The sequence below is a fragment of the Citrobacter sp. wls718 genome (assembly GCF_005280945.1).
In the GTDB taxonomy this organism is placed as follows: domain Bacteria; phylum Pseudomonadota; class Gammaproteobacteria; order Enterobacterales; family Enterobacteriaceae; genus Citrobacter; species Citrobacter gillenii.
Window position 1 is genome coordinate 40750 of record NZ_SZWV01000003.1, and the last position, 20806, is coordinate 61555.

Sequence of the window (20806 nt, forward strand, 5' to 3'; positions counted from 1 at the left end):
GCGCCGTCCGGAATAGCGTTGACACGTTCGGCCGTCGACAGAGATGAATTTGCCGCTATGATGGGCGTCCTGTCGGGTAAGGGATGTGCGCATGATTTGGATAATGCTGGCCACGTTGGTGGTTGTTTTTATTGTCGGTTTTCGGGTGCTGACGTCCGGGGCGCGGCGTGCGGTTCGCCGGTTGAGCGAGCGTCTGGGTATTGATGTGATGGCGGTAGAATCGATGACCGATCAGATGGGAAAAGTGCAGGGTGAGGCGTTTTTACAGTACCTCCACCGACCTGACGAATCGCATCTGCAAAATGCCGCACAGGTGCTGTTGATCTGGCAAGTCGTCATTGTCGACGGTAGTGAGCAGAATCTGCTGCAGTGGCATCGTTTACTGCAAAAAGCCCGATTGGCCGCGCCAATTACCGACGCCCAGGTGCGTCTGGCGCTCGGTTTTTTGCGTGAAATGGAGCCAGACCTGCAGGAGATAAATGCATTTCAAATGCGCTACAACGCCTTTTTCCTGCCTGAAGATGGTGTGCACTGGCTACACTGATATCAGATTTGTGATGATGGCTATTTGGCATCGCCGTCCGGCGGTGAAAGTTGTTAAAACGTTAAATTCGTCACATTTTTAATGTTACACTGCGTAACTTTTCTACAATAATCCTACGCAGGTTACAAAATTGAGTGACGTTATTGAACAAAAATCCCGCGCAGAGGTGAATGCCCGACCTAACTGGTCGGCGGTATTTGCCGTCGCGTTCTGTGTTGCCTGCCTGATAACCGTTGAGTTCTTGCCGGTCAGTTTGCTGACGCCGATGGCGCAGGATCTGGGCATTTCAGAAGGTGTTGCCGGGCAGTCGGTCACCGTGACGGCCTTTGTCGCCATGTTTGCCAGCTTGTTTGTCACGCAAATCATTCAGGCGACCGATCGTCGCTATGTGGTGATCCTATTCTCAGTACTGCTGACGCTCTCCTGCCTGCTGGTCTCGTTCGCCAACTCTTTTGCGTTGCTACTGGTGGGCCGTGCCTGTTTGGGGCTGGCGCTGGGCGGATTCTGGGCGATGTCGGCGTCGCTGACTATGCGTCTGGTTCCCGCGCGTACGGTGCCGAAGGCGCTGTCGGTTATCTTCGGCGCGGTCTCTATTGCTCTGGTGATTGCTGCGCCGTTGGGGAGTTTTTTAGGCGGTATTATCGGCTGGCGTAACGTGTTTAATGCTGCGGCGGTAATGGGAGTGCTGTGCACCATTTGGGTGGTGAGATCGCTGCCTTCGCTGCCCGGTGAGCCGTCGCACCAGAAACAAAATATGTTCAGCCTGCTCCAGCGTCCGGGCGTGATGGCCGGCATGATCGCCATCTTTATGTCCTTTGCCGGACAGTTTGCCTTCTTTACCTATATTCGCCCGGTGTATATGAATCTGGCGGGATTTGATGTGGATGGCCTGACGCTGGTGCTGCTGAGCTTTGGTATTGCCAGTTTTGTGGGTACGTCGCTCTCGTCGATGATTTTGAAGCGCTCGGTGAAACTGGCATTAGCCGGTGCACCGCTGGTGCTGGCGATCAGCGCGCTGATCCTGATTTTTTGGGGCAGTGACAAAGTGGTCGCCGCGGGTATTGCGATTGTTTGGGGGCTGGCGTTTGCGCTGGTGCCGGTGGGATGGTCGACGTGGATCACCCGCTCGCTGGCCGATCAGGCAGAAAAAGCCGGATCCGTCCAGGTCGCCGTGATCCAGCTTGCCAATACCTGCGGGGCTGCGGTGGGAGGCTATGCGCTTGATAACCTCGGACTGCTGTCGCCCCTGATGCTCTCCGGCAGCCTGATGCTGCTGACGGCGCTAGTGGTGGCAGCGAAAGTGCGCATAAAGGGTATGCAATGATCCCAATATTCATTGCGGGACCGTCTACGTAGGCCGGATAAGGCGTTAACGCCGCCCTCCGGCATCGTGCCCGGTGGCGCGGTGCTTACCGGGCCTACGTAACGACGATAATGCATGATTCCTTATCAGAACCACGCTTCCCACATTGCGCCGAGGTTGAAGTCGTCCAGGGTTTCGTCTTTCGTGCCGTTGACGCGCGCGGTGCGGTCGTTGTCCACTTTGCCGCCTGTCACGTAGAAGCGCAGCATGGGGCGGAATTCGGGTCCCATGGCGATCGACATGTTCTGCGACAGCGTCAGTTTCCAGCCGCTGTTATCCCCGCCGTTGTCGTAATCTACGCGCTGATAGCCCGCTTCCAGCCAGGTGGAGTGAATGTCGTTCCAGAAGTACATCGGGCGTACAATTGCGCCGTAGTTCTTACGGTTATCACTTTTATCTGCGCTGTTGTCGTAGTCATGGAACGCCAGCAGGTATTCCACCTGCGCCTGGCGGGTAAACTTATGGCTCCCCTCGAAGCTGGCGTAAACCGTGGTCAGGTCGTCGGTTTTGTTGTAGACGCTGTTGTCTGAGTTATCCGAATAACGGGCGATCACCTTGTTCACGCCGCTGTCGTTGGTGTGGCTCAGCACAAAAGCGCCCTGCCAGGCTTTCAGACGGTCATCGCTCTCGACGGCCTTGGAGTCAAAGCCATAGTTGGCGTAGATCTCCAGGTCCAGCGGGCCGACCTTCATATTGTGGATTTTTGACGTCACCGCGTAATTACCCTTATCGCCGGTGCCGGAGCCGCCGGTACAGGTAATGCGTGAAGGGTTGGCTTCGTCTTCCATGACTTCCTGGCTACACGATTCGACGGCGGCGACGGTGGCAACATCAAACTGTACGCCGCCAATGTCGAAGTTCTTCACCCCGGCGCCCTGGCCGTCGTGGTTCATCCAGAAGTAGTCGTTGATGCCCTGTTGTGGACGCTGATGGAAGTCACGACCGGCCCAGATGTAGGCGTTCGGATTGGACTCCAGCACGTTGGTCACGCCCGCGTAGGCTTTTTTGAGGTTAACTTCGTCGCCCCAGTGGTCAATCATCACGTTGATATCCCAGATTGCGCCGTTGTCGCTTTTGAACGCTTTGGAGAGCTGGAATTCGCCACCGTTGCCTTCGTTACCCAGACGACCAATCGCGGATGCACCGTTATAGGACCCGTCAACGCCAACGTATTTCTGATCGCCACTCTGGAAGTGCGCGCCGTAACGGGCGTAGCCGCTGAACTTCACGCCGAACGGTATCGCCATATCCGGCGACTGCGCCGCGCTTTGCGGTTCGTTAATCACATCGGTTTTCTTCGCCACGGCAGCGTCCATTTTCGCCTGGCGTTCCGCCAGCGCTTTATCGACGGCTTTGGCGACGATGGCGTCGATTTGTTCCTGCGTAAATTCCTGTGCGAGCACAGAAATTGGGCACAGCGCGGCCACGACCGCCATGGCTAATGGAAGTTTTTTTATGTTCATGGTTATCTCATTTGACACTTAACCCTTCAGGTTGCCATTGGCATTCTGAATAAGCGTGTGTATTCATTTATTTTAAGATAATAACCATCCCGTCTCGGTTGAATTTGCTATCACCAAAACAAGTTGATTTGTTTGTTTTTTAATAGGTACAGAAATGATTTATTTAGTCGTAATAAATACTCCGTTCAGAAAGTGTTATTTAGAAACTAACGTTGATACAGATGAATGATTTCTTCTGACAGTTCGCGGGCTAATAGCGACGTCATTAAGTGGTCCTGCGCATGCACCATAATTAATGTCATTGGTTGCCGGGCTTCCCCGGCGTCCTGTTCGATCAATTTGGTTTGCATGTGGTGAGCCTGACGGGCATAGCCGTCAGCCTCACGAAGCAGGCTTTTCGCTTCGTCAATGTTCCCGGCGCGCGCGGCGTGCAGTGCTTCGAAGCACAGGCTGCGTGACTGCCCGGCATTGACGATGATTTCCATTACTGCTTCTTCTAATGCAATCATGATGCTCTCTTTTTAATCGAATCCATTATTGGCGGCAGTTTTCGCAAACCACTCGCCGCTCTTTTTCACTGTACGTTTTTGCGTGGCTAAATCTAATTGGACAAAACCGTAGCGGTTTTTATATCCGTTAAGCCATGACCAATTATCAATAAAGGTCCACATATGGTAACCAAGGCAATGACAACCCTCGTTAATGCCTTTATGCAGCCATTTAAGATGTTCCGAGACAAACTCAATACGGTAATTGTCGTTAATCTGATTGTCCTGAATAAAACGCTGCTCGTTTTCTACACCCATGCCGTTTTCAGAAATAAAACAGCGCGGGTTGCCATAATTATCACGCAGATTCGTAATAATATCGTAAATGCCCGGCTCATAGATTTCCCAGCCACGGTATGGATTCATTTTACGTCCCGGCATTTCGTAATAATCAAACAGCGACTCTGGCATAAACGGCGCGTCAGGATTGACGGCGTTATCGCGGCATTTCACCCGGCGCGGTTGGTAGTAGTTAATGCCCAACAGGTCGATTTTACCCTCGGCGATGAGCTGGCTGTCGCCGGGCTGGCAGGCCGGTAGTTGATCGTACTGTTTCAACAGTTCCACCAGGTCCGCCGGATATTCGCCTTTTAATACCGGATCGAGGAAGCTGCGGTTAAACAGCAGATCCGCATGGTGTGCGGCTTTCACATCCGCCGGATTTTGCGAGCGCGGATAAGACGGCGTTAAATTCAGCACCACGCCGATTTCACCGTCATAGTTGCCAGCGCGATACGCACGGACCGCCGTCGAATGCGCCAGTACGGTGTGGTAAGCCACGGTTGCCGCACGTTTGAAATCCACCACGTTCGGGTAGTGGAAGTCATACAGATAGCCGCCTTCTACCGGGACAATCGGTTCGTTGAAGGTGAACCAGTGCTTCACCCGATTGCCGAACAAGGTAAAACACGTCTGGGCGTAGCGGCCAAAGGCTTCCACAACTTCACGATTTTCCCAGCCGCCTTTCTCCTGCATGACCATTGGCATATCGAAGTGAAACAGGGTGATAAAGGGCGTGATACCCTGTGCCAGCAGCTCGTCGATGACGTTGTTATAGAAATCGACCGCTTCGGGATTGACCTCGCCGGTGCCGTCCGGGATCAGGCGCGACCAGCTCAAGGATGTACGAAAGCTGTTGTGCTGTAGCTGTTTCAGCAGTGCGATGTCCTGTTTCCAGTGTTGATAAAAACCGGAGGTGTCTGCCGGGCCAACCCCCTGATGGAAACGACCTGGCTGACGGTCGAACCACACGTCCCATGTGGTCTGGCTTTTACCGCCGTTCAGGCTATCCCCTTCGGTTTGCAGCGCTGAGCAGGCACTGCCCCACCAGAAGTTTTCAGGAAAACGGTATCTCATTGTTCTGACTCCTTGATTCATTATGAGTTGCTACGGGCAGCGTTCGCCACGGAGACGGCATCCTGGGCTTTTTGCTCTTCGGATTTCATCAAAGAACGTTCGTACGCACGCAGGAAAGGCAGGTACATCAGCGCCGACATTGCCATGCAGATAAAGCACATCACCACCGGACTTAATGCCCAGTTCGCAGCCCAGGATGCCCCAATTGGCGCTGGCGTGGTCCACGGGGTTAACGACACGACCTGGGCTATCCAGCCGAGCTTGGTAGCGCTATAGGCCAGTACGGCGTTGATCATTGGAACGCAGACGAACGGGATGAACAGCATCGGGTTCATGATTATCGGCGCACCAAACAGAATAGGCTCATTAATATTAAAGAAACTAGGCACAATTCCCATTTTGCCGATGGTGCGCAGGTGGGCGACGCGGCTGCGCAGTAGCAGGAACGCCAGCGGTAAGGTTGAGCCCACGCCGCCAATCAACAGGTAGTGATCCCAGAAGCCTTGCAGATAAACGTGCGGCAGCGCCGCACCTGCCGCCAGTGCCGCCTGGTTAGCGGACAGGTTTGCCATCCAGAATGGGTTCATGATGCCGGTGACAATCAGTGCGCCGTGGATTCCCGCAAACCAGAAAATCTGGCACAGCAGGACGGAAAGCAGAATCGCCGGCAGCGAATCAGAGGCGGAAACCAGCGGTTCCAACAGGTGCATAATCGCCTGCGGAATGATCATCCCGGTTTGTGCTTCGATAAACAGGTTCAGCGGATGCAGGGTGGCAATTACCACCAGCACCGGAATCAGGATCTCAAATGAACGCGCGACGCCGGTCGGCACTTCTTTCGGCAGGCGGATTGTCACGTTATTCTGCTTCAGCCAGGCATACACGCGAGTGGAATAAATGGCGGTAATCAGGGCGGTAAAAATTCCCTGACCGGAAAGATACTGGGTCGAGATTTTTCCGTCGGCATAAGGCGCTGCTACCAGCAGAAACGCCATAAAAGCCAGCAGCCCGGACATAATTGGGTCGAGATTAAACTGACGGCCAAGGCTGGCGCCAATGCCAACGGAGATGAAGAACGTCATAACACCCATGCTGAGGTTGAACGGCAGCATTAACTGTTCACGGTAGGTGGCAGAAAAGTCGAGCCAGCCACGGGCAAAGCTGTTGGTGGTTTCGGCAGAGAACGGAGGGAAAATAAACACCAGCATGAACGAGCCGATGATCATAAACGGCAGCGCCGCCGTAAAACCGTCACGAATCGCAATCACATACTTTTGCTGCCCCAGTTTTCCGGCGAGCGGGGTGATGGATTGTTCAATGACGGCAACCATTGACTGATATAACGAACTCATATTGATACCTTTCTAGTGTGCCGCTTCAATCAGCGACAGGGCATAATCCAGCACTTTGTCACCGCGTTGCATACCGTAATCCATCATATCTATGGCTTTTACGGGTACACCCTGGGTGGCAGCCTTTTCTGAGAGCGTAGTAAGCATGTACTTTACCTGGGGGCCGAGCAGCACCACCTGATAATTTGGAAACTGTGTGTCAAATTCGGCAACACCGTATGCATCAATCTTCACGGGCAACCCGCGCGTTTCCGCTTCTTCAACCATTTTGCGAACCAGCATGCTGGTGGACATCCCTGCAGAGCAACACAACATAATCCTGAACATGGTGAACCATCCTTTAAATGTAAAAACATATTGCGAGTCTGATTTGATATCATACGGAAACCGGTTTCCATTCATCGCAAACAGAACTGTGACGGCCATCAAGATCTTATTGTTATAAGGCTAATTATTTGAATCTGGCTCACGAAATTCGGCGATTTGATCTCTTTTTGAGTCCAAATGGAAAATCGGTTTCCATGAAAAACGGAAACAGATATACTGCGAGTGGCGATTATTTAAGCCAGTGTTAAATACAGGAAGGAAAGGGCCAGGCGGGTCCTGTCAGGGGAGAATGATGTCTACTATCAACGATGTATCGCGTCTGGCCGGGGTGTCAAAGGCCACGGTGTCACGCGTGTTGAGCGGTTCACGTGGTGTCAAAGAGGCCAGCCGTCTTGCCGTGCTGAAAGCGGTGGATGAACTGAACTATCGCCCGAACGTGATTGCACAGTCGCTGCTGAGTCAGTCTACCGGCTGTATTGGGGTGATTTGCGCGCAGGATAACATTAACCAGACTACCGGCTATCTCTACGCGCTGGAAAAACACCTTAGCCAGCATCAAAAGCATCTGTTGCTGCGTTTTGCCAATAGCAAAGCGGAAGTGATGAACGCCCTGGATGAATTAAGCTGTGGGTTGTGTGATGACATATTGATTATTGGCGCGCGGTTCCCGCTGAGCATTAGCCAGGAGAATGTCATTCTGGTGGATTGCCTGGACTCTGGCGATGACGTCAACAGCATTCAGTTTGATCACGCGTTTGCTACCGAAACAGCCTGTAACTACCTGATAAGCCAGAACCGACGCCAGATTGCACTGATCCACCCGGACGGTATGGGGTTCTCGGATCAGGTGCTGCTGGGCTACAAGCATGCGCTGGAAAAAAACTTCCTGCCGTTTAACCGCAATCTGGTGTTTATGGAAGCCACGTCGTCCTCCGTGGCATTGCAGGAGCTGCTCAATAACGCGTCAACGCTCAATTTTAACGCGCTGCTGGTGGCGGACGAACAGCAGGCCCAGCGGGTTATCCCGCAGCTGCAGGCGTTTAATAAATCGGTACCGGGAGACATTATGGTCTTTAGCCTGGCCGGTTCGCTGCATCTACCGGGCATTCCAACTATCCCGGCCATTGAGTATTCAATGGATGCGATGGCGGCACGCATTGTCAGTTGGCTGAACGAGAAAACCCAGAACGTGCTGGGTTCATACGTGCTGCGTGGCGACCTCATTATTCCTCAGCGTTAACCGTCTTAATCAGGCGTGAAGCCATGCGCTTCACGCCTAGATATCCGGGCATTCCACTTTGCCCAGCGCATCCCAGTAGTTATTCTGATTACTCCTTTGTATTGCCAAAATGGCCTCGCGAATGTGCTGTTGATTACGCGTATCAGACATAATGGTTTTTTCCCATACTTCATCCGACGGCGACCCTTGTGGGGTACAAATTTTGCGTAAGTCCTTTAATACGGTGTTTTTTTCGTGAACTGCCTGTAGAGAACCGTAAGCCGAGTCGGCCTGCGCCAGACCCGGCAGCGTGAAAAGGACGGCAATAATCGGAAAAACGGCTCGTTTCATGATAATAATCCTTGTTGTCGATGCGCATCATCTCAAGAGTAAGTGTAGACGCCATAAGGCTCACTCATCAGCCTGTGTTAATGTCTAAAACCAAATCAGCCAGAAGTTGTAGTTTTTCAGGAGGATAGAATGCAGATACAGATTACGGATACGGTTACCGAAGACGATCAAAACGCGCTGCTTACCGGGTTGCGGGCTTACAATCTGCAGTTCCTGAAAACGAGCAATTTCGGCGATTTGGCGGTCTACTGGCGCAATGAACACAATGAAATATTGGGGGGGCTGATCGGCCAAATCAAAGGTGAATGGCTGTGTATCAAGTTTTTGTGGATGCATGAATCCCTGCGTAAAGGGGGTTACGGCACGAATCTTATTCAGGCAGCAGAACAGACGGCTCGTGAGAGAGGATGTCTGCATGCGCTGGTCGATACCCTGAGTTTCCAGGCGCTACCGTTTTATCAAAAGAACGGCTACCAGCTGCAATTAACCCTCGAAAATTTTCCGGAGCAAGGGGCTGCGCGCCACTATTTATCGAAAACGTTTTGATGACCGTCACAGCCGGTTATGCGTTTCAGCAGCCCGTGTAGGCCCGGTAAGCGTTAGCGCCTCCGGGCATCTTTGCGAACATCATTCCCTGAAAATGAATACATTACAGTAGTGTGTATTTATCTCCCAAAGCACCTCGCAGGCTTAAACGTTGCCTGATGTGGATTATGCGATAGGCGAGTAAGGTCCCGTCATCTTGTACTGCAGGTGATGGATCGCCATGAAAAAAAGCACGACATCCACGCCGCATGATGCGGTGTTTAAGAGGTTTTTAGCCCACCCGGAAACGGCGAGGGATTTCCTGGATATTTGGCTTCCTGAATCGCTACGCGACCTTTGCAAGCTGGACACGCTGAAGCTTGAATCCGGCAGTTTTGTAGAGGAAGACCTGCGGGCCAGCTATTCCGATGTACTGTGGTCTCTGCAAACAACGAAGGGTAATGGCTACATCTATGCGCTGATTGAACATCAAAGTTCGCCGGATGCCCACATGGCATTTCGACTGATGCGCTATGCCATTGCCGCGATGCAGCGTCATCTCGACGCCGGGTATAAAACGTTGCCCCTGGTGGTGCCGATACTTTTTTACCATGGTGTGGAAAGCCCATATCCCTTTTCGCTAAGTTGGCTGGATGAATTTGCCGAGCCAGAGATAGCGCGGCAACTTTATGATGCGCCTTTTCCGTTGGTGGACATCACCGTGGTGTCTGATGATGAGATTATGCAGCATCGGCGGATGGCTCTGCTGGAGCTTGTTCAAAAGCATATCCGTGAGCGCGACCTGACGCTTCTGGTGGATAAACTGACGGTCCTGCTTGTTAAGGAACACGCTAATGACAGCCAGATAGAAACGCTGTTTAATTACTTGCTACAGTCTGGTAGTGCGACCCGTTTTGAGGTGTTTATCCGCAGGCTTGCCGGGCGCGTTCCCCAACACAAGGAGAGATTAATGACTATTGCAGAATGCTTACGTGAGTCGGGGAGAAAAGAAGGAAAGCTGGATGAAGCGTTGCGGATTGCACATTCCATGCTTGAAAAGGGTATCGATCGCGACCTGGTGCTACTGATTACCGGGCTATCCATTGATGAGCTTATGGAACACTCCGACTAATCTCTCTTATTTCCGTTATGCCTTTTTCTTCTTGCTGATGCTTTTTCGTTTTATAAACCGCAGCGGCCTTCCCGCTATAGTCATTTCATTACTCAATGGGCGGTTAATTCAAAAGGATAAAAACGTGAAGCTGAAGAAACCCTATTTCGGGGTCGGGACCGCGGTATTGCTGGCGGGATTATTGCTGGCAGGTTGCGACCAGCAAAGCAGTGATACAAAACACATTAAAGTCGGCGTGATTAACGGCGCAGAGCAGGATGTGGCGGAAGTCGCGAAGAAGGTGGCCAAAGAGAAGTACGGACTCGATGTTGAGCTGGTGGGATTTAGTGGTTCGTTATTGCCTAATGATGCAACTAATCAGGGTGAGTTGGATGCCAATGTCTTCCAGCATCGTCCGTTCCTGGATCAGGATAATAAAGCGCATAACTATACGCTGGTGGCGGTGGGCAATACCTTTGTCTTCCCGATGGCCGGTTATTCGAAAAAAATCAAAACGGTCGATCAACTGCAAGACGGTGCGACGATTGCGATACCTAACGATCCCACTAACCTCGGGCGTGCGCTGTTGCTGCTGCAAAAAGAAAAATTAATCACGCTGAAAGAGGGAACCGGTCTGCTGCCGACGGCGCTGGATATCACCGATAATCCGCGTCATCTGACTATTATGGAGCTGGAAGGCGCGCAGTTGCCGCGCGTGCTGGACGATCAGAAAGTAGACGTGGCGATCATCAGTACCACCTACATTCAGCAAACCGGACTTTCGCCAGTACATGACAGCGTGTTTATCGAAGATAAAAACTCGCCGTACGTGAATATCCTGGTGGCGAGAGAAGACAATAAAAATGCCGAGAACGTAAAAGAGTTCCTGCAATCTTATCAGTCTCCGGAAGTCGCAAAAGCGGCGGAAAAAATCTTTAACGGCGGCGCGGTACCGGGCTGGTAATAGCCCTCTATAGCCGCGCCGCTCGGTGTTATACCGTTCGGACGCGGCGACGGGAATCCATTGAAATCAGCACTACAGAAGAGAGGATCAGCAGCGTGCCCAGCCAGTCAGGTAGGGTAAACGTAATCCCTAACAATAACAGCGACAACAGGGCGCTGCTCAACGGTTCCGCACAGCTCAAAATACTCGCTTTCGGTCCGCCAATCATCTGCGCGCCTTTCAGATACAGGCTAAACGTTAGCGATGTGCCGATCACCACCAGATAGAAAAACGCCAGAATCAAACTGCCATTGACCACGAAGTCCGTTCCCTCTCCGGCATAGAACGGGAGCAGGATCAGGCCACCTATCAACATACTCCAGCCAACGATCGGCAGCGTACCGTAACGGGCGATAAGCGTAGAGGGATAGGTGGTATAGAACGCGGCGGCAAAGGCGGAGGCGATCCCCCAGAACAGCGCGGCAGGTGAAATAGACAGCGAGGTTGGGTTGCCGTGAGTCACCAGCAGGAATGTGCCGATAAGTGAAGTCAGAATGGCGGTGAGCACTAAAATGCCGGGTCGCGCTTTACGCGCTACGGAGAACCACGCCACGATAATAGTTGGTGACAAAAATTGCAGTACCGTTGCGGTGGCGGCGTTGGATTTTTCAATGGTCAGCAGAAAAGTCAGCTGTACGGTGAGCGCGCCGACCACAGAAAAGATCAGCAGACTGATGGCATCTTTGCGGTTTTTGATGATCGAAAAGACTTTGTCGCCGTGCACAAACGAGAGCATCAGCAGAATGAGTCCGGCGAAAATCAGGCGCGTCATGGTTAAAAACGGCGACGACATCTGGCTTTGCTCCATGATGTACTGCGCGCAAACGCCCGAACTTCCCCATAATACGGCGGCAATCAGGACGTTCATCATCCCTCTTCTGGTGGAACTCATTATTCCCTCGGCATGGTTGTATTGTCTTATTTGTGTGCAGGTATCATATCAGAGATGGTATGGATCTCTGCCTGCACATCCGCCTTCAGCCAGTCATTAAAGATTTTCACCTCAGGGCGCATAGCCGCGTGCTGTGGCGTGACGATGTAGTATGACCATGCTAGAGGCCAGCGGACGTTGGGATGAAGCTGGACCAGTTGTCCGTCAGTAAGAAGTTGTTGCACCAGCGCGAGGCGCACAATGGCCACACCCTGACCACTGAGTGCTGCCAGAATCACGGTGGCGGTGGAGTTGATGTGCAGCCCGCTTTCGCGTGCGGCGGGAGCATGGGTAGCATTCAGAACATCATCCCAGGACGGAAAATTGGCACCGTGGTGGGGGGTATCATCATGGATCAGCTTCTGTGTGGCCAACCATTCACCACAGGATATTTTTTCTGTTGGCACGAGGAGCGGGCTGCAGACCAGAACGGCCTCTTCATCCATCAACCTGGTTTTGTTGACTCCTGGCCAGTCACCTTTTCCGCAGCGCACACCCAAATCCGCTTCGCCGTGGGCGACATCCATTAATTTTTCCGTCACGTTCAGGCGTAGTTCGATGTTTTCATGCGCCTGCGAGAAACGGTTGAGACGACTCATCAGCCAGTTCATTACCAGTACCTGAGAGGCGGTGATGATTACCACCGAGCGTGCCCGACGACCGCGCAGTTTATTCAGCCCGGATTCGAGGTTATCCAGTCCTTGGGTAATGTCGCGTAATGCGTCCTGCGCTTCACTAACCAGCGTGAGGCGCTCTTTACCTGAACGGGATCGGTGTAACAGCGGATGGCCCACCCAATCTTCCAGTGCGCGTACCAACTGTCCGACTGCGGCGGGCGTTACGCCCAACTCCTGCGCAGCGCCGGTAAAGCTGCCATGGCGGGCGGTGGCCTCAAAGGCGTGCAGCCATTTTAGTCGATTAAGTAAACGCATCTGGTTCTGTTCCTTCTGATTGGCAGTTCTCAGTATACGCCTGCGAGATAGATTTTCTTTCTGGTGTCGCTATTTCTTCTCATTCGTCATCACCTCTGCCGGGTGGCATCTTTAGCGCATCAAGGAATTTTTGAAACGAGGTTAACGATGAAAGCATTATTTGCCGGACAAAAACTGTTAGTGGTGGGCGGGACCAGTGGGATGGGACTTGAAACTGCGAAACTGATCCTGAAAGAGGGTGGACGTGTGGTGCTGGTCGGTAATCGTGCCGATAAAGCTGAGCAGGCGCGTCAGGCGCTGGCGGCAATGGGTGATGTCGCGGTCATTGCCGCGGATCTGATGTCAGAAGCCGGAATGCACCAGGTGATGGATACGGTGAATACCGAACACCGCGACATCAGCCTGCTGGTCAATGCGGCCGGGGTTTTCTTGCCGAAACCATTTATTGAACATGAGGTTGCAGATTATGATCTGTACATGAGCCTCAACCGCGCAATGTTCTTCATTACCCGGGATGTGGTGCGCAATATGGTGGCGGCAAAGATAAATGGTGCCATTGTGAATATTGGTTCGATGTGGGCAAAACAAGCGATAGCGGCGACGCCCTCTTCGGCCTACTCGATGGCAAAAGCGGGCCTGCATGCCTTAACGAAAAATCTGGCCATTGAACTGGGGGGCTGCGGTATTCGCGTTAATGCCGTTTCTCCAGCGGTGGTACACACGCCTATCTATGAAGGGTTTATTCCGAAAGAGGATGTGCAGGGGGTGATGAGCAGCTTTGATAGCTTCCATCCGACAGGCCGGGTTGGGACGCCAGTTGACGTTGCAGAAACCGTCGCATTCCTGCTTTCTGATAGAGCGGGTTGGGTGACCGGGGCTGTCTGGGATGTGGATGGCGGTGTGATGGCGGGGCGTAATGCCTGACTGAATATCCCCCGTGTGGCGGGGGATTTCATCAAGAGATTAAGGCGCAATCGGCGTCAGATAATCCAGACGCAGCGGCTCGGCCAGCAGATCGTTCATTTGCAGGATAAACGTCTGGAAATGCGGCAGAGCAATATGGTCGTCCAGACCGGCCTGACCCCGCCAGGATTCGCGCACGTAAAACACATCCGGCGTATCGCGCAGTTGAAACAGCGCATACTCTATATTGCCCGGTTCCCGACGCGTGGGCATCAGTAAGGCCTGCAGTGCCTGTTTCAGGGCGTCGGTTTTCCCATGTTTGGCTTTCAGTACCGCAATAATAGAAATCACTTCAGTGTCAGACATATTAAAACCCCTCCAGAACAATTTTGCCTACCGCACGACCGGTTTCAATTTGCGCATGGGCTTTTTGTAAGTTCGCCGCAGAAATAGTGCCCAAATGCTCGCCCAGAGTAGTACGGATCGTCTGACAGTCGATCAGTTGCGCCACGCGGGTCAGTAGCTGGTGCTGGGCAATGATGTCATGGGTTTCGAACATTGAACGGGTAAACATAAATTCCCAATGCAGTGAAATGCTTTTTGCTTTTAGCGGACGAGCATCAAGGAATTCTGGGTCGTCAATCAGTGCCAGTTTGCCCTGTGGGGCCAGGGCGCTAATAATCTGCTGATAGTGCTGTTCGGTATTATTCAGGCTGGCAACGTGTGTGACCTCTTTAACTCCAATTCGTGCCAGCTCTTCGGTCAGTGGTTTACTGTGATCGATCACATGATGCGCACCTGCTTCACGCACCCATTTCTGGCTTTCCGGGCGCGATGCTGTGCCGATAACGGTCATTTTGGTCAGTTTACTCGCCAGTTGAGTCAGGATAGAACCGACGCCACCCGCCGCACCGACGATCAACAATACGTCGCCTTCGTTGCCATTTTCTGCAACACCCAGGCGGTCGAACAGCATTTCCCATGCGGTGATGGCCGTCAACGGCAGGGCGGCGGCAGAGGCGTTATCCAGCGATTGCGGCTTCAGCGCGACAATGCGTTCATCAACCAGCTGAAATTCGCTGTTACTGCCCGCCCGACCCAGCGCGCCGGCATACCAGACTTCGTCGCCCGGTGTGAATAACGTTACGGACTCGCCGACGGATTTCACCACGCCCACCGCATCCCAGCCCAGAACACGCGGGGTATCAGCGCTGAATCCCTCGCGAACTTTGGTATCAACAGGGTTAACGGAAATCGCTTTCACCTCAACCAGCAGGTCATGCCCTTTGGCAATGGGCGTTGGCAGGTCAATCTCTTGTAAATATGCGATGTTACTGCCGTCGGTTGCGGCGTGGGTAATGGCGATGGCTTTCATAATCTCTCCGGTTACAGGATTCTGTTTATCTGTTGAATAATTCGATGGTAAACCGGCATCAGAACGGGAAAAATAGCCTCACGGCGACAGGACTTATACTCGGGGAGTGAAAATGTTCCGGCTTGAAGATCTCACGTTGTTTGTCCGCGCCGCGGCGCTTAACAGTTTTAGTGATGCGGCGCGCGAAGTCGGCGTCCAGCCGGCCCAGGTCAGTTCCGCCATCAAGCGCCTGGAGTCCACGCTGACCATACGCTTGTTTGCGCGCTCCACGCGTAGTCTGCGGTTGACACCGGAAGGCGAGGTCTGGTTGCCCTATGCCCGCCAGATGCTGGACGTGATGCATGCCGGTCTGCAGAAAATTCAGACACCCGAGGATGAGATTTCCGGCACGCTGCAAATTGCGGTGCCGTCCGATCTCGGGCGTAACCTGCTGCTGCCTGTTTTTCAGTCATTTCGTCGTTGCCACCCCGCCCTGCGCCTGCGGGTCTTTTTCTCCGATCAGGTGACTGATGTGTTTAAAGATCCCGTCGATGTCGCGTTTCGTTATGGTAATACCGAGGATGCGTCTTACATCGCACTGCCCGTGGCTCCTGGTAATCGACGCGTGCTGGTGGCTTCTCCGGGGTGGGTTACGCAGCACGGTGAGCCGCAAAAACCAGATGATTTAGCGCCGTTAAATGCCATGACCTTCGTCTTACGCGGGCGACTCCATGACCGCTGGACGTTTACGCGCAACGGTGAGGTCAGCAGTGTGCAGGTCAACAGCACGTTTATGAGCGATGACGCCGAAGTGATCCGTCGTCTGGCGATTGCCGGTGAGGGGATTGCGTATAAGTCGTGGCTGGACGTGAGTGAAGATGTACGTGACGGTCGTTTGCAGTTGCTGATGCCTGATTATCAGGGGGAAAAAGTCCCGCTAAATATGATTTGCCCGCACCGAAAACAGCTTTCAACGGCGGTGCGCCTGCTGCACGACGCCGTGAAGGCGCGGTGTGAAACGCTGATGATGCTTCCCTCTGAGCGTCGTTAACCGTCAGCGCTTCTCCGCAGCCATTAAGTATTAATAAATACCGAACTTAACTATATTAAAATGGAGTATTTTGCGTATAGTTTTACGTGGGGTATGTATATTCGTTTAAATTTGTTTGACGCGAATAGTGCACATTGCTATACAACGTAAAAATAGCCTTCTCTAATATCGGGTTATTTGTTTATCCCGTTATCCCGTTTTCAAAGGTGGGCACGGATGCTTTTTTAAATGGAGATAGAGAAGGTATGTTGAAAGCAATGACGATTAATGACGTCTTGTTTTATATCGAAGAGAATTACGTCACAGGTGTTGATATAGACGACCTTACCCGTTTTTCCGGGTATAGCCGAAGACATATTCAGGGAATGATAAAACAGCGAATCAATATGCCGGTAGGCCTCTATATTCGCAAGCGACGGATTACCAAAGCGGCCTCTTTGTTACGCCTGACGATGATGGATATCATCGATATTTCGGTGCGGCTAGGGTTCGATTCACAGCAATCTTTTTCCCGTGAATTCAAAAAATTAACGGGTTGTACACCGAGAGAGTACCGTAAAAACACGAACTGGGATCTCTCGCCGCTGCTGTCGTATGCGCAACACGGCGATACCATTATCGATAAACCACAGCTAAGGACGTTACCAGCTGATGTTGTTTCCGGGTTTCAGTACCGCTATGATTCGCCAGTCCCGCCAACCGAGGACTCACACCTCCAACGTCTTAACCTGATATTCGATCAGCTTGCCAGTTTAAAGCAAGATGTGTGGGCGCTTACCGATTTTGCGCCCCATCCCAGGTCGACGACGCGACTGAAGATTAGAACCATTATTGGCAGCAAGAATCATCATGCGCTGAACGCTTATAACCGCTATGAGTACCCTCCGGGTGAATATGCCTGTTTTTCATTCATATTTAGGAAAGATGCCTATCCATTGTATTCAAAATATATTTATTTGAAATCAATGCCGGAGTTGAAATTAAAAAGAAAGCCCGGTTTTGATATTGAAGTGTTTCGCTATCATCCACAAGATGTTATCAATAAGACAATTATCTGTGAGCACTATATTCCGTTAGACCTATGACGATCGGACATGTCCTGATGAAAAAGGCTCCACTTTCGTGGAGCAAAGACCATGCTGCACGTCTTATTTATCGATGGTTATTCATATTCCGCATTGAAATACAACACGGCGCGAACCCTCCCGGGGCTGACGTTCCTTTCCGTTTGATAATATTGTGCATGAAAAGGAATAGTGTATTTCCCCTTATCCTGATGTGTTAACGGAAATGTGGACTGCTGATTAAAGTTGATAGGGTTTTGTTGTTGATCTAAAACTTGAATGCCGATTCCTTTTGCACCGTTGGGGAGAATATTGGGTAAGACGCCAATGTTACGATCCTGTCCACTATAGAGGGTGCTCCAGCGCAAGATAACCCGGGCTGGCGTGGAGAAGTCGTTCTTACAAAGCAGGTCGATAGAAAACGGTTTTCTTGCCGTTGTGCTGCCGTGACGCTTAAAGTGCTTCAGCGGTACATCGGGCAATTCTACGTTGATCGTGCGGTTACCTTGCACCTTACAGGAACGGCTGAGCAGCGTGATATATTTTGCCGGTAGGACGATATCCACCACCGGCTGCGACTGCGTTTCACTTTTTATCTGCAGATTCAATGAGCCTGACGAAGAGGCAGCAGGAAGGCTGCTGTCCAGCTTAATCAATTCAATATTGATCTTGCTGTTTTTAAACTCGTCCGGAGTTGCCCTGAACGCTGATGGCCACTGGATGGTGCGTCCGGTTGACGTTTCCAGAGAGACTTTCAGACCGATACCGCTTACGTTGCTGCGCAGGATGCCGGGTAAGGTTGCTACCGACCGATCGCCCATCACCTGAGCGGTAAACGGCAGGCTGTTTGTGCATTCCGTCCCCTGAACATTGGGAACCAAAATCGTACGTGACTGAATCACGCCTCCGGACTGAACAGCACGCTTCACTGTGACGGTTTCCGGTGGGACAATCATTTTTTGCGAGGCCAGTGTGCATGCAGCACTAGCCGTCTGATGAATGCCCAACGTAATACCCAGAATAAAAGCAGCCCGTATTAGCGGCATGTGGCCTCCTGGCTTTTTAATACGATCGTACATTTCCTGTTTTCCACGGAAACAAACACGTCCGGTGAGGTGGTTTCATCAATATAGAGCGCACCGCCTTGCCCGACATAGCCAACATGGTTATTGGTGCGGTCGCGGATAATGGCGCCGAACGGCAATTTCTGCTGGTCTGAAAGGCGGGGATAAATAATCGTCTGTCGCTGCAATTTTGTTTCAAAGATGACGGGAACGACGTTGCCTTCGTAAGGCGCAACTTTTCCCTGGGTTTTGCTGAATGTCAGGCCGTCAGCGGAGCCTTTTGGATCGATCATCACGTCATTAACGCGCCACGGGCGCAGCCACGGCATAATGGCATAACCGTTTTTATCGAAGCGGGTTCCTGGCACGCCGTCTAGATGTGCGCCATTGGCATTCGGTGCGTAAACCAGCGCGACGGTATCAGAGCGCTCTGGTGAGAAGGTGATTCCCTTCGCGTGACCGATCATCATCCCGCTCATCCCTCCGCTGATCTGATGCCACGAGTTGCCCTGGCTCCATGTTCCGTTTATTGAGGTGTAAGGGGTGCGGATCATTCCGTTGGCGCCCCATTCTGCATCGCCACCGCGAGCGTAGCCGGTGTTGACTCCCCATACGATATTATTTTCATCATCGGAAGAGGTGGTGAAACCGAGGCGCGTATTGCTGGCTGTTCCGTTATTCGCGTAGCTGTCAGACGAAATCTGTGTAAATCCGGCGTTGTCTCGTGGCAGAAAATAGCTTAACGAAAGCATGATTTGATCGTCTTTGGTGACCGAACCGTGATCATCCTCATTCCAGAGTCGTTGTGCTGATATGTTCCAGGTCAGATTACCCCATGAGTTTGTGTAGCCCACGGCATACTGGCGATAATTGTCCTGTTGATCCCAGTACTTTTTAAGTGAGCCGGACAAATAGAATGAACCCCAGGTGTCTGATAACGGTTGATTGATGCTGACGCTATACGACTGTTTCTCGCGTAATGAGCGAAAGGGGTTGTCAGACTTTTCGGCATCCAGTGCATCGAGGGCGTCGCGTTGGCCATAAAAGTGATGTGAGCTGTATTTAGCTTCCAGCCAGAGCGAGGTTTCAGACCAGGCCAGAGTTCGATTCCAGGTCAGACGGTACTGCTGGCCCTGATGGCGGTCATCATCAAGATGCAGGCGTGATTGCGTAACATCAATGGCGAATGCGCCAAGTCTGCTGTTGAGGCCGCTACCGAGCTGCGCTGACTGATAGCGTTCAAACCCGGATGCGCCGCTGTACAAGGTGAGAAAGTTGTTCAGGCCATACTGCCAGTAAGCCTGAGCAGCAAACGGGTCGTCATCATTGTTATCTTCATCAACGGTACCCATGGCCACGCCAGAGCGTGAAACACCGGGTTTGAGCAACTGCGGGACGCTGGCGTAAGGCACGGTGAAGCGACGGATACGTCCGTCAGACTCCTGAATGGTCACCAGTAGCTCGCCCCCAGTATTGGCGGGCAGCACGGACTCAATCGAGAATGGCCCGGCTGGAACGGAGGACTGGTGAAGAGTCTGTCCGTCCTGAGTGATGGTTACCCGAGCATTGGTTTCTGCCACCCCGCGAATGACTGGAGCCCAGTTCAGCGTGCTATCCGGGCGCATTAAATCCTCGGAAGCCAGCCCCACCCCAAGAAGAGCAATGCTGTCGAACATCTGGCTGTCGGTATAAAACTTCCCGGCGCTGAACATGGATCCCAAACCGGGGAGTGGTCGTTTTAACGTCGTGCGGTTATTGGCGTAATGGCTACCCACCTTGCTGTCCCAGTTCTGACTGCCAAAATGCTCAAGCAGCCACCCTCCAGCGGAGCCGCGGATATCCATCCCCAACCACGCACTGTCCGTGCTGGCACGATCGTGACCCCGCTGCTGGGTGCTGTAATAATCTGCGTTGTAACCGAAATTAATCGCTGGGATCCCCGGTTGCCATAATTCAGGTTGAACATAATTGCTGTCAAGATTCTCGACATAGGCCTGTGGGATGGTGATGCGTAGCTCAAGCTGGCTGGTGTTGAGCTGCTCGTTGGCTTTCCCACTTGGGTCCCATTTGGCGATGCTGGCGCAGCGTGAGGGATTCGCGGCCAGCGTATCATTCATCTTACTTGGGTCGATGCCCACACCTTTAAGAAATTGCCCCGAGTAACAGCTGACTAATTCCCCGCGGTCATTTTTTTCAAATAACAGCTCACGACGTCCGCGCCAGTTATCGTTGATATATATATCGACTATATACTGGCCCGGTAACAAGCCTGCCGCATTAAAAGAACGCAAATCATTAAGAGATGCGTTGCCCATCAGGACGGCGGTGATGCTGCCAACTTACTG

Annotated in this window: 21 protein-coding genes; 9 read left to right on the forward strand and 12 right to left on the reverse strand. The window is 52.3% G+C overall.

The genetic code is table 11. The features are described from left to right. The first annotated feature begins 91 nt into the window (after positions 1-91). Both FDW95_RS00230 and nepI read left to right on the forward strand, forming a co-directional pair. Positions 92-544: a DUF1198 domain-containing protein gene (locus tag FDW95_RS00230; RefSeq protein WP_096759021.1), complete on the forward strand. Its 453-nt coding sequence runs from the start codon at positions 92-94 to the stop codon at positions 542-544. A gap of 130 nt (positions 545-674) precedes the next feature. Beyond that, entirely contained in the window at positions 675-1868 is a 1194-nt protein-coding gene (gene nepI / locus FDW95_RS00235; RefSeq protein ID WP_115257129.1) for a purine ribonucleoside efflux pump NepI, read from the forward strand. A 125-nt stretch (positions 1869-1993) separates the two neighbouring features. Here the strand turns inward: nepI and FDW95_RS00240 are convergent, their stop codons facing one another. The 5 genes from FDW95_RS00240 to FDW95_RS00260 form a co-directional block, all read right to left on the reverse strand. Beyond that, the gene (locus tag FDW95_RS00240; RefSeq protein WP_115257130.1) at positions 1994-3370 is read right to left on the reverse strand and encodes a carbohydrate porin; all 1377 of its coding nucleotides are present in this window, start codon (positions 3368-3370) and stop codon (positions 1994-1996) included. Between the two features lie 206 nt (positions 3371-3576). Next, positions 3577-3879: a PTS lactose/cellobiose transporter subunit IIA gene (locus FDW95_RS00245; RefSeq protein WP_008786514.1), complete on the reverse strand. Its 303-nt coding sequence runs from the start codon at positions 3877-3879 to the stop codon at positions 3577-3579. Positions 3880-3891: 12 nt separating this feature from the next. Then, positions 3892-5274 carry a glycoside hydrolase family 1 protein gene (locus FDW95_RS00250; protein WP_115257131.1) on the reverse strand — a complete coding sequence of 461 codons (1383 nt, stop codon included), beginning with the start codon at positions 5272-5274 and terminating at the stop codon, positions 3892-3894. A 20-nt stretch (positions 5275-5294) separates the two neighbouring features. Continuing rightward, positions 5295-6626, reverse strand: a complete 1332-nt coding sequence (locus tag FDW95_RS00255; RefSeq protein ID WP_096759028.1) for a PTS sugar transporter subunit IIC — start codon at positions 6624-6626, stop codon at positions 5295-5297. 12 nt (positions 6627-6638) lie between these two features. Next, positions 6639-6953, reverse strand: a complete 315-nt coding sequence (locus tag FDW95_RS00260; RefSeq protein WP_096759495.1) for a PTS sugar transporter subunit IIB — start codon at positions 6951-6953, stop codon at positions 6639-6641. A gap of 292 nt (positions 6954-7245) precedes the next feature. On the opposite strand from FDW95_RS00260, the gene FDW95_RS00265 reads away from it, so the two are divergent. Beyond that, positions 7246-8193 carry a LacI family DNA-binding transcriptional regulator gene (locus FDW95_RS00265; protein ID WP_115257132.1) on the forward strand — a complete coding sequence of 316 codons (948 nt, stop codon included), beginning with the start codon at positions 7246-7248 and terminating at the stop codon, positions 8191-8193. A gap of 36 nt (positions 8194-8229) precedes the next feature. Here the strand turns inward: FDW95_RS00265 and FDW95_RS00270 are convergent, their stop codons facing one another. Beyond that, positions 8230-8523 carry a YicS family protein gene (locus FDW95_RS00270; protein WP_115257133.1) on the reverse strand — a complete coding sequence of 98 codons (294 nt, stop codon included), beginning with the start codon at positions 8521-8523 and terminating at the stop codon, positions 8230-8232. A gap of 129 nt (positions 8524-8652) precedes the next feature. Here FDW95_RS00270 and FDW95_RS00275 point away from each other — a divergent pair, with 129 nt between their 5' ends. The 3 genes from FDW95_RS00275 to nlpA all read left to right on the forward strand — a co-directional run bounded on the left by FDW95_RS00275 (position 8653) and on the right by nlpA (position 11123). After that, positions 8653-9069 (forward strand): GNAT family N-acetyltransferase, encoded by a 417-nt coding sequence (locus tag FDW95_RS00275; RefSeq protein WP_115257134.1) that lies wholly within the window; start codon positions 8653-8655, stop codon positions 9067-9069. A 220-nt stretch (positions 9070-9289) separates the two neighbouring features. Next, on the forward strand, positions 9290-10180 hold the full coding sequence (locus tag FDW95_RS00280; protein WP_115257135.1) for an Rpn family recombination-promoting nuclease/putative transposase: 891 nt from the start codon (positions 9290-9292) through the stop codon (positions 10178-10180). A gap of 124 nt (positions 10181-10304) precedes the next feature. Continuing rightward, positions 10305-11123 carry a lipoprotein NlpA gene (nlpA, locus tag FDW95_RS00285; RefSeq protein WP_115257136.1) on the forward strand — a complete coding sequence of 273 codons (819 nt, stop codon included), beginning with the start codon at positions 10305-10307 and terminating at the stop codon, positions 11121-11123. 28 nt (positions 11124-11151) lie between these two features. On the opposite strand, the gene FDW95_RS00290 is transcribed toward nlpA, so the two are convergent. Both FDW95_RS00290 and FDW95_RS00295 read right to left on the reverse strand, forming a co-directional pair. Then, entirely contained in the window at positions 11152-12054 is a 903-nt protein-coding gene (locus FDW95_RS00290) for a carboxylate/amino acid/amine transporter (protein WP_115257137.1), read from the reverse strand. A gap of 26 nt (positions 12055-12080) precedes the next feature. Then, positions 12081-13025, reverse strand: a complete 945-nt coding sequence (locus FDW95_RS00295; RefSeq protein ID WP_115257138.1) for a LysR substrate-binding domain-containing protein — start codon at positions 13023-13025, stop codon at positions 12081-12083. 147 nt (positions 13026-13172) lie between these two features. Here FDW95_RS00295 and FDW95_RS00300 point away from each other — a divergent pair, with 147 nt between their 5' ends. Then, positions 13173-13949: an SDR family oxidoreductase gene (locus FDW95_RS00300; RefSeq protein WP_115257139.1), complete on the forward strand. Its 777-nt coding sequence runs from the start codon at positions 13173-13175 to the stop codon at positions 13947-13949. A gap of 39 nt (positions 13950-13988) precedes the next feature. Here the strand turns inward: FDW95_RS00300 and FDW95_RS00305 are convergent, their stop codons facing one another. Beyond that, entirely contained in the window at positions 13989-14294 is a 306-nt protein-coding gene (locus tag FDW95_RS00305) for a putative quinol monooxygenase (RefSeq protein WP_115257140.1), read from the reverse strand. Position 14295: 1 nt separating this feature from the next. Further along, entirely contained in the window at positions 14296-15303 is a 1008-nt protein-coding gene (locus tag FDW95_RS00310) for a zinc-binding alcohol dehydrogenase family protein (RefSeq protein ID WP_115257141.1), read from the reverse strand. Positions 15304-15415: 112 nt separating this feature from the next. Here FDW95_RS00310 and FDW95_RS00315 point away from each other — a divergent pair, with 112 nt between their 5' ends. Both FDW95_RS00315 and FDW95_RS00320 read left to right on the forward strand, forming a co-directional pair. After that, a complete protein-coding gene (locus tag FDW95_RS00315) occupies positions 15416-16333 on the forward strand; it encodes a LysR family transcriptional regulator (RefSeq protein ID WP_115257142.1) in 918 nt (305 codons plus the stop codon). 245 nt (positions 16334-16578) lie between these two features. Beyond that, complete coding sequence (locus FDW95_RS00320) at positions 16579-17418, forward strand: helix-turn-helix domain-containing protein (protein WP_223240284.1); 840 nt, start codon at positions 16579-16581, stop codon at positions 17416-17418. Positions 17419-17495: 77 nt separating this feature from the next. Here the strand turns inward: FDW95_RS00320 and FDW95_RS00325 are convergent, their stop codons facing one another. Then, the gene (locus tag FDW95_RS00325) at positions 17496-18443 is read right to left on the reverse strand and encodes a fimbrial protein (RefSeq protein ID WP_115257143.1); all 948 of its coding nucleotides are present in this window, start codon (positions 18441-18443) and stop codon (positions 17496-17498) included. Beyond that, entirely contained in the window at positions 18434-20776 is a 2343-nt protein-coding gene (locus tag FDW95_RS00330) for a fimbria/pilus outer membrane usher protein (protein ID WP_115257144.1), read from the reverse strand. The genes FDW95_RS00325 and FDW95_RS00330 overlap by 10 nt, the downstream gene beginning before the upstream one ends. Between the last annotated feature and the right edge of the window lie 30 nt (positions 20777-20806).

What these genes read in the sequence shown, in the direction of transcription:
- FDW95_RS00230 (WP_096759021.1), top strand. Translation starts at nt 92, where the DNA reads ATGATTTGGATAATGCTGGCCACGTTGGTGGTTGTTTTTATTGTCGGT.
- FDW95_RS00240 (WP_115257130.1), bottom strand. Translation starts at nt 3,370, where the DNA reads ATGAACATAAAAAAACTTCCATTAGCCATGGCGGTCGTGGCCGCGCTG.
- FDW95_RS00245 (WP_008786514.1), bottom strand. Translation starts at nt 3,879, where the DNA reads ATGATTGCATTAGAAGAAGCAGTAATGGAAATCATCGTCAATGCCGGG.
- FDW95_RS00250 (WP_115257131.1), bottom strand. Translation starts at nt 5,274, where the DNA reads ATGAGATACCGTTTTCCTGAAAACTTCTGGTGGGGCAGTGCCTGCTCA.
- FDW95_RS00255 (WP_096759028.1), bottom strand. Translation starts at nt 6,626, where the DNA reads ATGAGTTCGTTATATCAGTCAATGGTTGCCGTCATTGAACAATCCATC.
- FDW95_RS00260 (WP_096759495.1), bottom strand. Translation starts at nt 6,953, where the DNA reads ATGTTCAGGATTATGTTGTGTTGCTCTGCAGGGATGTCCACCAGCATG.
- FDW95_RS00265 (WP_115257132.1), top strand. Translation starts at nt 7,246, where the DNA reads ATGTCTACTATCAACGATGTATCGCGTCTGGCCGGGGTGTCAAAGGCC.
- FDW95_RS00270 (WP_115257133.1), bottom strand. Translation starts at nt 8,523, where the DNA reads ATGAAACGAGCCGTTTTTCCGATTATTGCCGTCCTTTTCACGCTGCCG.
- FDW95_RS00275 (WP_115257134.1), top strand. Translation starts at nt 8,653, where the DNA reads ATGCAGATACAGATTACGGATACGGTTACCGAAGACGATCAAAACGCG.
- FDW95_RS00280 (WP_115257135.1), top strand. Translation starts at nt 9,290, where the DNA reads ATGAAAAAAAGCACGACATCCACGCCGCATGATGCGGTGTTTAAGAGG.
- FDW95_RS00290 (WP_115257137.1), bottom strand. Translation starts at nt 12,054, where the DNA reads ATGAGTTCCACCAGAAGAGGGATGATGAACGTCCTGATTGCCGCCGTA.
- FDW95_RS00295 (WP_115257138.1), bottom strand. Translation starts at nt 13,025, where the DNA reads ATGCGTTTACTTAATCGACTAAAATGGCTGCACGCCTTTGAGGCCACC.
- FDW95_RS00300 (WP_115257139.1), top strand. Translation starts at nt 13,173, where the DNA reads ATGAAAGCATTATTTGCCGGACAAAAACTGTTAGTGGTGGGCGGGACC.
- FDW95_RS00305 (WP_115257140.1), bottom strand. Translation starts at nt 14,294, where the DNA reads ATGTCTGACACTGAAGTGATTTCTATTATTGCGGTACTGAAAGCCAAA.
- FDW95_RS00310 (WP_115257141.1), bottom strand. Translation starts at nt 15,303, where the DNA reads ATGAAAGCCATCGCCATTACCCACGCCGCAACCGACGGCAGTAACATC.
- FDW95_RS00315 (WP_115257142.1), top strand. Translation starts at nt 15,416, where the DNA reads ATGTTCCGGCTTGAAGATCTCACGTTGTTTGTCCGCGCCGCGGCGCTT.
- FDW95_RS00320 (WP_223240284.1), top strand. Translation starts at nt 16,579, where the DNA reads ATGTTGAAAGCAATGACGATTAATGACGTCTTGTTTTATATCGAAGAG.
- FDW95_RS00325 (WP_115257143.1), bottom strand. Translation starts at nt 18,443, where the DNA reads ATGCCGCTAATACGGGCTGCTTTTATTCTGGGTATTACGTTGGGCATT.
- FDW95_RS00330 (WP_115257144.1), bottom strand. Translation starts at nt 20,776, where the DNA reads ATGGGCAACGCATCTCTTAATGATTTGCGTTCTTTTAATGCGGCAGGC.